Source organism: Nocardiopsis akebiae (assembly GCF_018316795.1).
GTDB lineage: Bacteria > Actinomycetota > Actinomycetes > Streptosporangiales > Streptosporangiaceae > Nocardiopsis > Nocardiopsis dassonvillei.
The window spans coordinates 1,049,946-1,064,750 of record NZ_CP074132.1; the positions used below are offsets into that span (position 1 = coordinate 1,049,946).

A 14,805-nucleotide genomic window follows, 5' to 3' on the forward strand; every position below is an offset into this window, starting at 1 on the left:
GAAGAGTAGGCTGTCAACGCATGTCGGCATTTGGCCGACCGCGTCCTGAGCAGAGTTCCCTACACCCGATCCCCGGAGCGAGGCGTGACCGTGCTGGACACGGAACAGGACCAGTTCGTCTGTGACGGGATCACCGTCGTCGAGCTGGGCGGCGAGATCGACATCGCCACCGCCGAGGAGGCGTTCACCCGGATCACGGCCGCCGCCGCGGACGGCTGCGTCGCGGTGGACCTGTCCCGGGTGGAGTTCATCGACGCCTCGGGCGTCAACGCCCTCGTGCGCGCCCTGCGCTTCGCAGCGGGGGCCCGACACCACCTCCTCCTGGCCTGCCCCCCGCGCCAGCTGACCCGCATCCTCGACGTCCTGGGGCTGGGCGCGGTCCTGCCGACCCACACCGACGTCTCCGCGGCACGCGCCGCCCACGACGGGTCGGGGCACGGCGCGCCGCGCTGACGGGAGCGTTCCCACGGGGAGCGGAGCCGGTCGGCCACCGGACCCCGGACACACCGGACCCCGGACACGACAGGGGGCGCGCCCGGCGCCGCGCGCCGGACACGCCCCTTCCTGCGTTCCCGCTACTACTCGACCGTCACGCTCTTGGCCAGGTTGCGCGGCTGGTCCACGTCGTTGCCCTTGGCCAGGGCCAGCTCGCAGGCGAACACCTGCATGGGGATCGTGGACACGAGCGGCTGGAGCAGGGTCGGCACCGCCGGGATGGGGACGAGCACGTCCGCGTACGGGCGGACCACCTCGTCGCCCTCCTCGGCGATGACGATGGTGCGGGCGCCGCGGGCGCGCACCTCCTGGATGTTGGACACGATCTTGTCGTGCAGCACGCTGCGGCCCTCGGGGGAGGGCACCACCACGACGACCGGCACGCCGTCCTCGATCAGCGCGATCGACCCGTGCTTGAGCTCACCGGCGGCGAACGCCTCGGCGTGCATGTACGCCAGCTCCTTGAGCTTGAGCGCGCCCTCCATCGCCACGGGGTAGCCCACGTGGCGGCCCAGGAACAGCACCGTGTCCGCGTCGGCCAGCGACCGGGCCAGCTCGCGGACCGGCTCGGCCGTCTCCAGGACCCGCTCGATCTGCTCGGGCATGGTGGCCAGCTGGGCGATCACGGCGTTGATCTCGTCGCCGAACTTCAGCCCGCGCACCTGCGCCAGGTACAGGCCGATCAGGTAGCAGGCGGCCAGCTGGGTGAGGAAGGTCTTGGTGGCGGCGACGCCGACCTCCGGACCCGCGTGCGTGTACAGCACGCCGTCGGACTCGCGCGGGATGGTGGACCCGTTGACGTTGCAGATGGCCAGCACCCGGGCGCGCTGCTCACGGGCGTAGCGGACCGCCATCAGGGTGTCCATGCTCTCGCCGGACTGGGAGATGGCGATGACCAGGGTCTGCTGGTCCAGGATCGGGTCCCGGTACCGGAACTCGCTGGCCACCTCGACCTCGCACGGGATGCGGCACCAGTGCTCGATGGCGTACTTGGCGATCAGGCCCGCGTGGTAGGAGGTGCCGCAGGCGATGATGACGATCTTCTCGACCGAGCGCAGGTCCTCCGGGGACAGGCGCATCTCGTCCAGGGTGAGCTGGCCGTCCACCGTCACGCGGCCCAGGAGGGTGTCGGCCACCGCGCGAGGCTGCTCGACGATCTCCTTGAGCATGAAGTAGTCGTAGCCGCCCTTCTCGGCGGCGGAGGCGTCCCAGTCCACGTGGTACTCGCGCACGTCGACGGGGTTGCCCTCGTAGTCGGTCACCGTGATCGAGTCCGCGCGCAGCTCCACGACCTGGTCCTGGCCCAGCTCCACCGCCTCGCGGGTGTGGGCGATGAACGCCGCCACGTCGCTGGCCAGGAAGTTCTCGCCCTCACCGCGGCCGACGACCAGCGGGGAGTTGCGGCGGGCCGCCACGACCAGGTCGGGGTCGTCCACGGAGGCGGCCACGAGGGTGAACGCCCCCTCCAGCCGCTTGCACACCGCGCGCATGGCGGCGGGCAGCTCGCCGGTCCGGGCCAGCTCGGTGTTGAGCAGGTGGGCGGCGACCTCGGTGTCGGTCTCGGAGAGGAACTTGCAGCCCCGCTCCTCCAGCTCCAGGCGCAGCGCGGCGAAGTTCTCGATGATGCCGTTGTGGACGACGGCGACGCGGTTGTCGTTGTCCACGTGGGGGTGGGCGTTCACGTCGTTGGGCGCGCCGTGCGTTGCCCAGCGCGTGTGCCCGATCCCGGCGCCGTCGCCGCTGACGGGCCGCTCCTCCAGCGCCCGGCGCAGGTTCGCGAGCTTGCCCGCGCGCTTCTCGGTGCGCAGAGCACCGTCGCCCAGCACAGCCACACCCGCGGAGTCATATCCGCGGTACTCCAACCTTGCGAGGCCGTCCACGACGACTTCAAGCGCCGGTTGCGGCCCGACGTAGCCAACGATTCCGCACATGGCCGCCAGCGTAAGCGAAGAAGCCGGTCGAATCGACCAACCAGGCATCCATACCACTGGTCGTTTTCCCAGGTAGCGGTATAGACCATTTGGTGCATGGGGAGTAGACCGCGCAGGTCGGGGGCATGGGGAGGCAACGAGTGGAACCGATTCCACCCCCAGGGAAGGGGAAGCAAAATTTTGGGGGTGCGTGTCGTGAACATGTGGTTTACGGCACGTTTCGGGGGCCATGGCGGGACTTGTGGGGACCGGCCGCCCGGTGCGGTCGACCCCCTGCTCTAGGGTGGTCATTCGTGTCTCACACGACGAAGAACGGCTTCTCCACGCCGTACGTGGAGATGGACCGGGAGGCCTGGGCCGCGCTCCGGGCCTCCACACCCCTGTCCCTGACCGAGGCGGACCTCGCCCAGCTCCGCGGCACCACCGACCCCACCTCCCTGGACGACGTGCGGGACGTCTACCTGCCGCTGTCGCGACTGCTCAACCTCTACGTGGGCGCGACCCAGCAGCGGCACTCCGCCGTGCGCGCCTTCCTCGGCGAGTCCGACCGCCCGTCGCCGTTCATCATCGGGGTCGCGGGCAGCGTCGCGGTCGGCAAGTCCACCACCGCGCGCCTCCTGCGCTCCCTGCTGGCCCAGTGGCCCAACCACCCGGACGTGGAACTGGTCAGCACCGACAACTTCCTGCACGCCAACGCGGTGCTGGAATCGCGCGGCCTGATGCGCCGCAAGGGCTTCCCCGAGAGCTACGACCGCCGCGCCCTGGTGCGCTTCGTGTCCGAGATGAAGGCGGGGGCCGACCGGATCGACATCCCCGTCTACTCCCACCTGAACTACGACATCGTGCCGGACGAGCGCCAGACCGTGCACCGCCCCGACATCCTCATCGTCGAGGGCATCAACGTCCTCCAGCCCCCCGCCGCGGGGCGCCTGGCCGTGGCCGACTTCTTCGACTTCTCCATCTACGTGGACGCCAAGGTCGAGAACATCCGCGGCTGGTACCTCGACCGCTTCCGAGAGCTGCGCCGCACCGCGTTCTCCGACCCGCGCTCCTACTTCCACCACATGGCCACCGCCATCGGGGAGGAGGAGGCGCTGGAGTTCGCCGCCAACACCTGGCGCACCATCAACGAGGTCAACCTCGTGGAGAACATCCGCCCCACCCGGGGCCGGGCCACCCTGGTCCTGTACAAGGGCGACGACCACCGCGTGCGGCGGGTGCGGCTGCGCAAGACCTGACCGACCGGTTCGGCGGGGCAGCGCCGGGCCGCCGCGGCTACCCCGCCGTCAGGGACAGGCCGATCAGTACGCCCGCCACGATGGCCAGGGTCAGGGCGACGGCGAACGCCATTCCGAGCAGGTAGGCGTGCTGCTCGAACCACGTCACGAGACCGGGCCGGAACCGGTTGAGCTCCTTGGGGGTGACAGGCCCCTCCGGGCCGCTGCACGGCAGTCCGAGCGCGCCCACCAGCCGGTCCATGTCCTCGGTCGTGTAGTTGGCGCCGTACACCCGGACGAGCACGCCGCCGTGCTGGTCGAGGACGAACAGCGTGTCGCAGGGGCCCCCGCGCGGCTGGACGACGGTCGCGCGGATCGTCCACACGGCGCGCGACCGCGACCGGCGCCGCTGGAGGAACGCCCCCTTGAGGACGATCTCGTGCGCGGTCAGCACGATCCTGGCGCGGTGGAGGTGCAGGGCCACCGCCGCGACCAGCACGGTCCACGCGACCCCCGTGGCCAGGGCCGCTCCCGGGCCGACGCGGAACGCGACGCCGGCGGTCGTGACCACACCGGTCACCACCCCGACACCCAGCCTGGCCCATCCCGCCCGGAGGCCGGGCCGTAGTACGAGGTCGTCCTGAACGCGGTGCATGTGAGTACCGTCCTCTCCCGGTTCCTCGGACGCTCCCGGGCCCGCGTTGGTTCTCGTCCCCTCCGGGCGGTCACGCCCGCCAGGGCCGGTTTGGCGGGGGAGCACCCGGGGGGTAAGGTGGTGCCTCTTTTCGGCCGCGCCCCCTGAACGGGTGCTGTGCGCTCTCACGGATCGGAACGAACCGGGCCCTCGCGGCGACCGGGGCGGGACCCGCGCACGCGCGAAGCCGCCTCCCTGTCCCGCCGATCCCTTCCGAGGTCGCCGCATGTCCACGACCGATTCCGCCGCCGTGCCCGTGAGCTCCGAACTCCGGGCCGAGCGCGACAGCCTGGCCGCCGCCCGCGCCGCCCTGGACCGGATGCGCGCGGAGGTCGAGGGCAGCGAACTCGTCCTGGGCGACGTCGTCAACGACAAGGTCACCAACGCCGCCCTGCGCCGCGGCCGCGAACGCCGCCTCGCGGCCCTGGCCGACGTCCCCGGGGCCCCTCTGTTCTTCGGCCGCCTCGACTTCGAACCGGGCACCGTCTTCCTGGACGACGACGTGTCCGACGGCGCCGGGCCCGACCGGATCCACATCGGCCGCCGCCACGTCCACGACGGCGAGGGGCGCCCGATGGTCCTGGACTGGCGCGCCCCCATCTGCGTCGCCTACTACCGTGCCTCGCCCGGCGACCGGATGGACGTGCGCCTGCGCCGCCGCTACGGCTTCACCACGATCGACCACGGCCGCGACGCCGACCCCGAGGTGGTGCTCACCGCCTTCGAGGACGAGCCGCTCACCACCGCCCCGACCGGGAGCGGTCAGCGCGCCAGCGCCCTGCTGGACGCGGAGATCGAACGCCCCCGCACCGGGCCCATGCGCGACATCGTCGCCACCATCCAGCCCGAGCAGGACGGCCTGGTCCGGGCCCCGCTCGCCACCACCCTGTGCGTGCAGGGCGCGCCCGGCACCGGCAAGACCGCCGTGGGCCTGCACCGCATCGCGTTCCTGCTCTACACCGAGCGCGAACGCCTCTCCCGCTCCGGCGTGGCGATCGTCGGCCCCAACCGCTCCTTCCTCTCCTACATCCGCGACGTCCTGCCCGCCCTCGGCGAGGTGGACGTCCAGCAGACCACCGTCACCGAGATGCTCACCGCCGGGCTGCCCGAGCGGTCCCGCCCCGCCGCCGGGTGGGTGCGCCGCACCGAGGAGCCCCGCGCCGCCCGGATCAAGGGCCAGGCCCGCATGGCCGAGGTGGTCCGCCGCGACCTGTGGTCGCACCTGCGCACGCCCGAGGAGGCGGTCATGGTCCGCCGCGGGTCGCGCCGCTGGCGCCTGTACCCCGAGGACCTGCGCCCCCTCCTGGACGAGCTGGCCGAACGCGGCGTCGCCTACGGCTCCGGGCGCGAACTCCTCTCCCACCGCATCGCCCACGCCGTGCTCTCCCTCATGGAGGCCCGGGGCGAGGTCTGCGACGACCGCACCCACGCGCAGGTGCGCCGCGACCCCGCCGTGAAGTCGGCCGTCACCGCCATGTGGCCCAAGGCCGACCCGCTCAAGCTGGTGTTCGGCCTGCTCACCGACCCCGAACGCCTGGCCCGCGCCGCCGAGGGGCTGCTCAGTACGGAGGAGCAGGCCGCCGTCCTGCTGCCGGGAAAGCCCCGCGGCCCCAAGGCGGCCCTGTGGTCGGAGGAGGACCTGGCCCTGGTGGACGAGGCCGCCGCGCTCATCGAGCGCCCCGCCGGGCTCGGCCACATCGTGGTGGACGAGGCCCAGGACCTGAGCCCCATGCAGTGCCGGGCGATCGGCCGCCGCTGCGTGTCCGGCTCGCTCACGGTGCTCGGCGACATCGCCCAGGGCACCAGCCCCTCGGCGGCCGTCGACTGGTCCACGCTCCTGGAACACCTGGGCAAGCCCACCGGCCACCTGAGCGTCCTGGACCGCGGCTACCGCGTCCCCGCCCAGATCATCGACTTCGCCGCCCGCCTGCTGCCCGCGATCGCGCCCGGACTCGGCGCGCCCGTCGCCGTGCGCCGCGCGCCCGGGGCGCTGCGGATCACTACCGCCGAGGGCGGTCTGGCCGCATCGGTCGCCGACGCCTGCCGCACCGCGCTCAGGGGGGAGGGCTCGGTCGGCCTCATCGCCGCCGACGCCGACCTGCCCGCCCTGCGCGAGGCCGTCGAAGCAGAGGGGCTGGCCGCGCCGCTGCTGGGGGAGGCGGGCGCCGGGCCGGACGCGGGCCGCCTGGTCGCGGTCCCCGCGAGCCTGGCCAAGGGCCTGGAGTTCGACGCCGTGGTCGTCGCCGAGCCCGCCGCCATCGCCGAGGCCGAGGAGCGCGGCGTCAACCGGCTCTACGTGGTGCTCACCCGTGCGGTGAGCACCCTGCACGTGGTGCACGCGCGCCCCCTGCCGGAGGCCCTGCGCGACACCGGGGCGTGACGACGGGCGGGAGCGCGCCGGGAGCCGCTCCCGCTCCGGTCCCTCAGCGCTCGACGCGGGCGCGCCGGGGCGTCCAGGACCGCTTCCACAGGCTGGGCAGCAGGCCCGCGGTGAGCAGCCACAGGGCCACCGCCACCAGGTGGAGCCGTTGCAGGGCGCTGAACACGACCCCCGGGTCGCCGTCGCCCCCGCCCGCGTAGACCCGTACCGCCGCGACCAGGACGGCGACGGCGGTCACCAGCTGGAACGCCGCCACGACGGCCACCAGCGGCCACTTGCCGTCGCCCGTCCTGCGCCGGTCCACCGCCAGCACGATCGCGCCCGTCAGCGCGGCCAGGAGCGCGACAACCGCGACGACGGCCTGGGCCGCCGTGGCCCCCTCCAGCCCCTCCGCCAGCGACTCCGACGCGCACGGGACGTCCGTGGACACCACGCACGGCCCGGGGAAGAACGTGGCGGCCAGCGACGCCGCGCCGAACACGAGCATGCACCACCACGACACCGCCAGCAGGTGGCCCGTCCGCTCCCTCGCGCCCAGCCCGAGCCCGATCCCGGCGGCGATCACCACCAGGATCGCCGCGATGCGGTGCGCGCTCTCCAGGAACCTGGCGAAGTCCGAGCTCTGGACGGCCAGGGCTCCCCGGGCCGCGCTGCTGTCGGGCAGCATGACCTCCACGACCCACAGGCTGTACACGAGCGCGGCCACCACGGCCGCGACCCTTCCGTCCCTGTAGTCCCAGTGCATCTGTGCGGAGTGCGACATCGTGCCCCCTGCCTTCCACGGGTTCCCGCGCCCCCGTTCGGACACCCTCCGAAGGGCGCGCGGCCGAACCCACCCCTGTGTCGCAATCCCCTACCCGGGGTGCCCCGTCTCACCCAACTCGCGTCGGCACCGTTATCCGCGGGTGCGTGTTCACACGGCATCATCGGGGGACACCGGCGGAATACGCGGGGCAGGGACGGCCGACGAGAAGGGCGCACGCATGGACGGCGCATCCACGACGCGATGGGTGATCGTGGGGGTCGACGGCACGGAATCCAGCCGCCACGCGCTGGAGTGGTCGGCGCACCAGGCGGTGCTGCGCGGCCTCGGGGTCCGGATCGTCGCGGCCGCGGGGCCGTTGGCCTCGGTCGGCGTGTTCGCGGGGCACGGGCACGCCGACCCCGACGTCGCCCCGGACGTGTTCCCCGACGAGGCCGACGCCCAGGGGGCCGAGTCCCTGCTGGAGTACGCCGGTGACTGGGTGGCGCGGCTCTTCCCCGAGCTGCGGGTGGAGAAGCGCCTGTCCCACGACCGACCGGTGGAGGCCCTGCTCGCCGAGGCCTCCGCGGAGGGCGCCGTAGCCGTGGTGGTCGGCTCGCGCGGGCTGAGCGGGATCGTGGCCGCGTTCGTCGGTTCCGTGGGCATCGAACTGGCCGCCCGCGCGCCCGTCCCGGTGATCGTGCTGCCCCGGGAGCACGCCTCCGCGCACGGCGTGCGGGGCCGGGTGATCGTGGGCATCGACGGGTCCGAGCCGAGCAGGCGCGCGGTGGACTTCGCCTTCGCGCAGGCCGACTTCGCCGACACCGAACTGGTCGCGGTGAGCGCCTGGCAGCCGCTGGTGGCCTTCGCCGCCGCGACCGGGCCGATCCCGCCGGAGCTGTTCGACGACGCGACCGCCGCCGAGGCCGCCCGGCAGGCCCTTGAGGAGGAGCTGGCCGGGCCCCGCGCGCGCCACACCGGTGTGCCGGTGCGCACCCGGGTCGTGCGCGCCCACCCCGTGATCGCCCTGCTGGAGGAGGCCACCCCCGCCGACCTCATCGTGGTCGGCTCGCGCGGACGCGGGGGCTTTCGCGGGCTGCTGCTCGGATCGGTGAGCCACTCCGTCCTGCACGGGGCCAGGGGGCCCGTCGCCATCCTGCGCTGATCCGGTCCGGCCCGTCTTGGGTTGAACCGGACTGGCTCGTCCCGGGTTGATCCAGGCCGGTTCGTTCCGCGCGGATCCGGCCCGTCGCCGTCCTGCCGCCGTTGCGGACCGGCTCCGGTTGCACCGCTCCCACCTGCGAGGACGCACCTCCGTGCCAGTGGTGCGGCGGTACAGGTCTAGTGCACGTCCGGAGCCCGCGACCGGGCGCCGGACACGTAGTGTGACGAACAGCACGGTGTGTCGGTCGCGGCACCCGGTTCCCCTTCCAGCAGGGGGACCCGCTCCCAACAGCACCGGAACGGTCTCCGACCGGTCCCGGTTCGTGCGCGTACGTACCCGGTGGTAGACCACGCGGATCCCCTGCCGTGCAGGGCAATCCGTTCTTCCGGCACAACTTCTATAGACCATTGGCCTAAACCAATTGGTCACTGCGGGGGATCGTCGTTCATGATGCGAGAGATCTCGACCTTGAGAAGGAGCCGCTGTGACTGCCGTGGATACCGACGTGGACGCGCCGACCGAACACGAGGAGCTCGTCTCCTGGGTGCGGGAGGTCGCCGAGCTCACGCAGCCGGACGAGATCGTGTGGTGCGACGGTTCCGAGGAGGAGTGGACCCGCCTGACCGACCAGCTGGTCGAGCAGGGCACCTTCGTCCGCCTCAACCCGGACAAGCGCCCCAACAGCTTCTACTGCAAGTCCGACCCGAGCGACGTCGCCCGGGTCGAGGACCGCACCTTCATCTGCTCCGAGCGCGAGAGCGACGCGGGCCCCACCAACAACTGGATCGCCCCCGACGAGATGCGCGCCACCTTCGGCGAGGTCTTCCGGGGCGCCATGCGCGGGCGCACCATGTACGTCGTGCCCTTCTGCATGGGACCGCTGGGCGGCGACATCTCCCAGCTCGGGGTCGAGATCACCGACTCCCCGTACGTCGTGGTGTCCATGCGCATCATGGCCCGCATGGGCAGCGCCGCCCTGCGCCTGATCGAGGAGCGCGGCGAGTTCGTCAGGGCCGTCCACTCCGTGGGCGCACCGCTGGAACCCGGCCAGCAGGACGTCGCCTGGCCCTGCAACTCCACCAAGTACATCTCGCACTTCCCCGAGACCCGTGAGATCTGGTCCTACGGCTCGGGCTACGGCGGCAACGCCCTGCTCGGCAAGAAGTGCTACGCGCTGCGCATCGCCTCGGTGATGGCCCGCGACGAGGGCTGGCTCGCCGAGCACATGCTCATCCTCAAGGTCACCCCGCCCAAGGGCCGGGCGCACTACGTCGCCGCCGCCTTCCCGAGCGCCTGCGGCAAGACCAACCTGGCCATGCTCCAGCCGACCATCCCGGGGTGGAAGGTCGAGACGGTGGGCGACGACATCGCTTGGATGCGCTTCGACCAGCAGGGCCGGCTGCGCGCCATCAACCCCGAGGCCGGGTTCTTCGGCGTCGCGCCCGGCACCGGCGAGAAGACCAACGCCAACGCCGTGGAGACCCTCTGGGGCAACAGCATCTTCACCAACGTCGCCCTGACCGAGGACGGCGACGTGTGGTGGGAGGGCCTCACCGAGGAGCCGCCCGCGGGCCTCACCGACTGGAAGGGCCGCCCCTGGACGCCGGAGTCGGGCGAGCCCGCCGCCCACCCGAACTCGCGCTTCACCACCCCGGCCGGGCAGGCGCCGACCATCGCCGACGAGTGGGAGGACCCGGCGGGCGTGCCGATCTCGGCCATCCTGTTCGGCGGCCGACGCGCCACCGCCGTGCCGCTGGTCACCGAGTCCTTCAGCTGGCAGCACGGCGTCTACCTGGGCGCCAACGTCTCCTCGGAGAAGACCGCCGCCGCCGAGGGCTCGGTGGGCGAGCTGCGCCGCGACCCCTTCGCCATGCTGCCGTTCTGCGGCTACAACATGGGCGACTACTTCGCCCACTGGGTGAAGCTGGGCCAGGCGGCCGACCAGGCCGAGCTGCCCCGGATCTTCTACGTCAACTGGTTCAAGAAGGACGCCGAGGGCCGCATCGTCTGGCCCGGGTTCGGTGAGAACAGCCGCGTCATCAAGTGGATCGTCGAGCGGCTGGAGGGTGAGGCCGAGGCCGTCGAGACCCCGATCGGCCGCCTGCCCGTGGCCGGTGGCATCGACACCGAGGGGCTGGACGTCTCCGACGAGGACGTGGCCTTCGTGCTCGACGTCGACACCGAGGTGTGGAAGCAGGAGGCCGCGCTGGTGCCGGAGTTCTTCAAGACCTTCGGCGACCACCTGCCGGGCGAGCTGTGGGACGAGTACCACGCCCTGCTGGACCGCCTGGAGAACCGGTAACGACCACGACGGGGGCCTGACGGCCCCCTGACCAGGGCCCCCTTCCGCGCGCGGGGCCCGTGGGGGAGGGGCGCGGGCACGCCGGGGCCCGCGCCCCTCCCTCGTGCGGCGGGTCACGCGGTCACCATGTGCTGCCGCGCGGCATCGGCGGTGCCGGGGAACGTGATGGTTGCCCCAGGGCAATTGTTGTCGTCGGGGCCGGTTCCGGCCACCGGGGTCAGCGGGTCGCGGGGACACTATCCGGTGCACGCGACGCAGTGTTTCCTTGGCGTTCGCCCTCACCTGCGCGAACGCGGTCACTCTCCGTTGCGCCCGTGGTCAAACTTCCCGAAGGTCCCTCTCACCCAGGGTCACGCTCTTCACCCTGGGCTCATGGTGCTCTCGCGTCGGGGTTCCGTAACGTACCGGGTGCCTGAGCCACCCGGAGACGGACCCTCAGACCAGGGTCGTCATGTCCGGGTGTTCCCCGTGCACATCCCTACCCTGGGAGCGATCCCCCTCGTGAGAAGGCACATCCCCTGGTCCCTGACGGCCGCGACGGCCGCCTCCACCCTCGTGCTGGGGCTGCTGTCCGCACCCCCGGCGCTCGCTGACACCGACCCCCACTCACCCGCCGACCGCACCGTCCCCGTCCCCGACACCTGGGAGCCGGGCGAGGCCAACACCGAACCCGTGGGCGGAGAACCACCCAACGAGCCCTGGGCCCCGCCCGGAGCCGAAGAAGCCGCCCCCGAAGCCCGTGCGGAGAACCCCGAGCCCCGGGTCATCACCTGCGACGACGGCATCGACCGCGGTATCCAGTCCTGGTACCCGCTGGAACGCCACCAGATCAGCGACCGCATGGAACTGACGGTCAACACCCACAACGGCAACCTCGTCCTCCGCCACCGCAACCTGACCGTGGCCGGAACCGGCCTGGACCTGTCGGTCTCCAGCTTCTACAACTCCGCGCCCTCCTACGGCGGCTGGACCCTCTCCCACGGCCAGGACGTGGGGCTGGACATCTTCAGCAACAGCATCATCTTCCGAGGCCCCTCCGGCTACTGCGAGAGCTTCGACATCGCCGAGGACGGCTCCTTCACCCCACCCCCCGGCCTCAACGCCGAACTGGAGGAGCTGTCCAATGGCCACTACGCGCTGACCTTCCACCGAGGCGAGTACGAAGACCAGGTGTGGACCTTCAACGCCAACGGGTGGCTGTACTCCCAGGCCGACCGCAACGGCCACACCCACCGGATGCGCTACGACACCGAGTGGAACCTGGTCTCGGTCGTGGACGCCCAGGACCGGGTGACCACCTTCGACTGGGACAGCGGAGCTATCCCGACCATCACCGACCCGGTCGGTGAGACGGCCACGTCCTACGCCTCTAGCGGAGACGGTACCTCCACGCTGACCGATCGCGCGGGCCAGGACATCGAGTTCGGCTACGACGATGGCCTGCTGACCTCGATCACCGACGCCACCGGTGCGGTGTGGGAGATCGCCTACAACGCCGACGATCGGGTCTCCAGCCTGACCGTGCCCGACGGCAGCGAGGACGGGGCCACCACCTCCTACTCCTATGCCGAGAGCGGGTGGAACAACCCCGAGACCACGGTCACCGACCCGGGCGGTGGCGAGTCCACCCTGGAGTTCGACGACCAGGGAAGGCAGACCTCCGCGACCGACCAGGTCGGCAACACCCGCTCCCAGACCTGGACGGCGAACTCGGACGTGGCCACCACCACCGACGCCCTGCAAGCCTCGGTGACCTACGACTACGACGAGTTCAACAACCTCATCGGCACCGAACTGCCCACCGGAGCGGCCACCTCGGTCGGGTTCACCGACACCGCCAACCCGGCCAAGCCCACCAGCGTGACCACCCCGGACGGGGACACGCTTCAGATGTCCTACGACGACGCGGGCAACCTCACCTTGGCCGTCCAGGAGGAGATGGACATCGAGGTGGCCGACATCCGTTACCACTCCAACGGGTTGGTCAACCAGGTCACCGACGCCAACGGCAACGTGACCAGCTACTCCTACGACCGTGCCGGGAACATGACGGCGATGGACGAGCCGGGGCCGATGGGCACCACCGAATACGGCTACGACGCGCTGTCGCGGGTCACCTCGGTCACCGACGGCAACGGTGTGACCTTGGAGTACGGCTACGACCGGCTGGACCGGATCGTGTCCATCTCCCAGGGCGGCGACCTGCTCCAGGCCATCGCCTACGACGGCAACGGCCGCCAGATCACGACGCACACCGACCAGGCGAGTGTGGAGCACTCCTACAACGGCCGCGGCGACCTGCTCGAAACCGTGCGCACCGACTCGGCCGCAAGCGAGAGGACCACCTACGCCTACGACGCCGCGGGCAACGTCACCGAGATGGTCGAACACGGCCACAGCACGACCTACGGCTACGACGCCGCGTTCCGCCTCACCTCGCTCACCGACCACACCGGGGCCGAGACCACCTTCACCAACGACGCCAACAACCGCCGCACCAGCATCACCCACCCCGACGGGGCCGTGGAGGAGCGCACCTACGACGACTCCGGGCGCCTGACCGGCATCACCACCACCGGAGCCGCCGACCAGGCCCTGGTGCAGGCTGTCTACTCCTACGACAACGACGGCGCCGACAGCGACCAGCTCCAGTCGCGCACCATCCAAGGGGACACCGAGACCTTCACCTACGACGGCCTGGACCGGCTCACCAGCGACGGCACCACCGACTACACCTACGACGACGTCGGCAACCTGCTCACCGCCGGGGACGAGGAGTTCGCCTACAACGACGCCGACCAGGTCACCAGCGCTCGCGGGGCCGAGGTGGGCCACGACGAGGCCGGGAACATGACCTCGCGGGGTGAGTACGTCTACGAGTACTCGGTGACCAACCAGACGCTGCGCTCCAACGACGGTGACGGTGACCTGGCCTCGTGGCTGAGCTATGACACCACCGACCAGACCCAGATGCGCGGCGTCACCGACGTGCACGAGGGCACCCGGGTGGAGCGGCAGCTGTCCAACACCGCGCTCGGGGTCACCAACATCGCCTCCGAGGGCGAGCGCACCAGCTTCGTGCGCGACCCCGACGGGCGTCTGGTGTCCATGGTGGCCTGGGACGGTGATGAGCGGTTCCACTACACCCTCGACCAGCAGAACACCGTGCTGGCTCTCACCTCTGAGGGTTCGGAAGCCGAGTCCCCGGACGTGGTCTACGACTACAGCCCCTACGGCGAGCGCACCTCTGAGAGCCTGGAGGGAACCGAGGCGGCGGCGTTGAGCCCGTTCGGGTTCACCGGCGCCTACCAGTTCCAGGACGGCACGGTGCACCTGAACCACCGCTTCCACAGCACGTTCACGCTGGGCTTCACCCAGCCGGACCCCTCCCGGCAGGAGTTGAACAACTACGCCTACGCGGCCTGCGACCCCATCAACAACACCGATCCCGGAGGACTATTCTCCGTCAAAGAAGTCGGTGCTTACGGGGCTGGTGGTGCGATCATCGGCGCAGCCGCTGGCTGTGTTCTGGTAGGCGGTTTCGGTGCGCTCGCCGGAGGCCTCATGAGCGGGGGCATAGGTGCTCTCCCCGGGGCTTGGGTCGGTTGCCAAGCCGGGTACAAAGCCGGTGGAGTGGCCGGGACCCTGATCGGAGGTGCCTACGGCGCAACCAAGTAGTCCAAAAAGCACAGCACGGAAGTGAGTCAAGTGACGCTAGCGATTTTTGCATCTGTATTCCTAGTTGCGGGGGTCTTCGCTCTTGCCTCCTTGGGGTATAAAAGTGGGACGGGTGCCCGGGGCGCAAAGTCGGAAAAGGCGATCATCGTCATCTCGGGCGCCGCTATCGCTATCTGCGTTTACCTCTATTTCTCGTGATCA

9 protein-coding genes are annotated in these 14,805 nt (G+C 71.2%); 6 read left to right on the plus strand and 3 right to left on the minus strand.

Annotated features, from left to right (window positions below):
* Positions 1-84 precede the first annotated feature (84 nt).
* Positions 85-453, plus strand: coding sequence for an STAS domain-containing protein (locus KGD83_RS04495; RefSeq protein ID WP_212642660.1), 369 nt, complete (start codon positions 85-87; stop codon positions 451-453).
* 125 nt (positions 454-578) lie between these two features.
* On the opposite strand, the gene glmS is transcribed toward KGD83_RS04495, so the two are convergent.
* On the minus strand, positions 579-2,426 hold the full coding sequence (gene glmS / locus KGD83_RS04500) for a glutamine--fructose-6-phosphate transaminase (isomerizing) (protein ID WP_212642661.1): 1,848 nt from the start codon (positions 2,424-2,426) through the stop codon (positions 579-581).
* A gap of 332 nt (positions 2,427-2,758) precedes the next feature.
* Here glmS and coaA point away from each other — a divergent pair, with 332 nt between their 5' ends.
* Positions 2,759-3,664, plus strand: a complete 906-nt coding sequence (coaA, locus tag KGD83_RS04505) for a type I pantothenate kinase (protein ID WP_212644264.1) — start codon at positions 2,759-2,761, stop codon at positions 3,662-3,664.
* 37 nt (positions 3,665-3,701) lie between these two features.
* Here the strand turns inward: coaA and KGD83_RS04510 are convergent, their stop codons facing one another.
* Positions 3,702-4,214 carry a hypothetical protein gene (locus KGD83_RS04510; RefSeq protein WP_249352141.1) on the minus strand — a complete coding sequence of 171 codons (513 nt, stop codon included), beginning with the start codon at positions 4,212-4,214 and terminating at the stop codon, positions 3,702-3,704.
* A gap of 349 nt (positions 4,215-4,563) precedes the next feature.
* Here KGD83_RS04510 and KGD83_RS04515 point away from each other — a divergent pair, with 349 nt between their 5' ends.
* Positions 4,564-6,717, plus strand: coding sequence for a HelD family protein (locus KGD83_RS04515; RefSeq protein WP_212642663.1), 2,154 nt, complete (start codon positions 4,564-4,566; stop codon positions 6,715-6,717).
* 43 nt (positions 6,718-6,760) lie between these two features.
* Here the strand turns inward: KGD83_RS04515 and KGD83_RS04520 are convergent, their stop codons facing one another.
* Positions 6,761-7,480 (minus strand): DUF998 domain-containing protein, encoded by a 720-nt coding sequence (locus tag KGD83_RS04520; RefSeq protein WP_212642664.1) that lies wholly within the window; start codon positions 7,478-7,480, stop codon positions 6,761-6,763.
* A gap of 220 nt (positions 7,481-7,700) precedes the next feature.
* On the opposite strand from KGD83_RS04520, the gene KGD83_RS04525 reads away from it, so the two are divergent.
* The 3 genes from KGD83_RS04525 (at position 7,701) to KGD83_RS04535 (ending at position 14,604) form a co-directional block, all read left to right on the plus strand.
* Entirely contained in the window at positions 7,701-8,624 is a 924-nt protein-coding gene (locus tag KGD83_RS04525; protein ID WP_212642665.1) for a universal stress protein, read from the plus strand.
* Positions 8,625-9,117: 493 nt separating this feature from the next.
* The gene (locus KGD83_RS04530; protein ID WP_212644265.1) at positions 9,118-10,926 is read left to right on the plus strand and encodes a phosphoenolpyruvate carboxykinase (GTP); all 1,809 of its coding nucleotides are present in this window, start codon (positions 9,118-9,120) and stop codon (positions 10,924-10,926) included.
* A gap of 501 nt (positions 10,927-11,427) precedes the next feature.
* On the plus strand, positions 11,428-14,604 hold the full coding sequence (locus KGD83_RS04535) for an RHS repeat-associated core domain-containing protein (protein ID WP_249352143.1): 3,177 nt from the start codon (positions 11,428-11,430) through the stop codon (positions 14,602-14,604).
* Positions 14,605-14,805 lie beyond the last annotated feature (201 nt).

Excerpts from the sequence above, each read along its gene's own strand:
- KGD83_RS04520 (WP_212642664.1), bottom strand. The coding sequence starts at position 7,480 with ATGTCGCACTCCGCACAGATGCACTGGGACTACAGGGACGGAAGGGTC.
- KGD83_RS04515 (WP_212642663.1), top strand. The coding sequence starts at position 4,564 with ATGTCCACGACCGATTCCGCCGCCGTGCCCGTGAGCTCCGAACTCCGG.
- KGD83_RS04525 (WP_212642665.1), top strand. The coding sequence starts at position 7,701 with ATGGACGGCGCATCCACGACGCGATGGGTGATCGTGGGGGTCGACGGC.
- glmS (WP_212642661.1), bottom strand. The coding sequence starts at position 2,426 with ATGTGCGGAATCGTTGGCTACGTCGGGCCGCAACCGGCGCTTGAAGTC.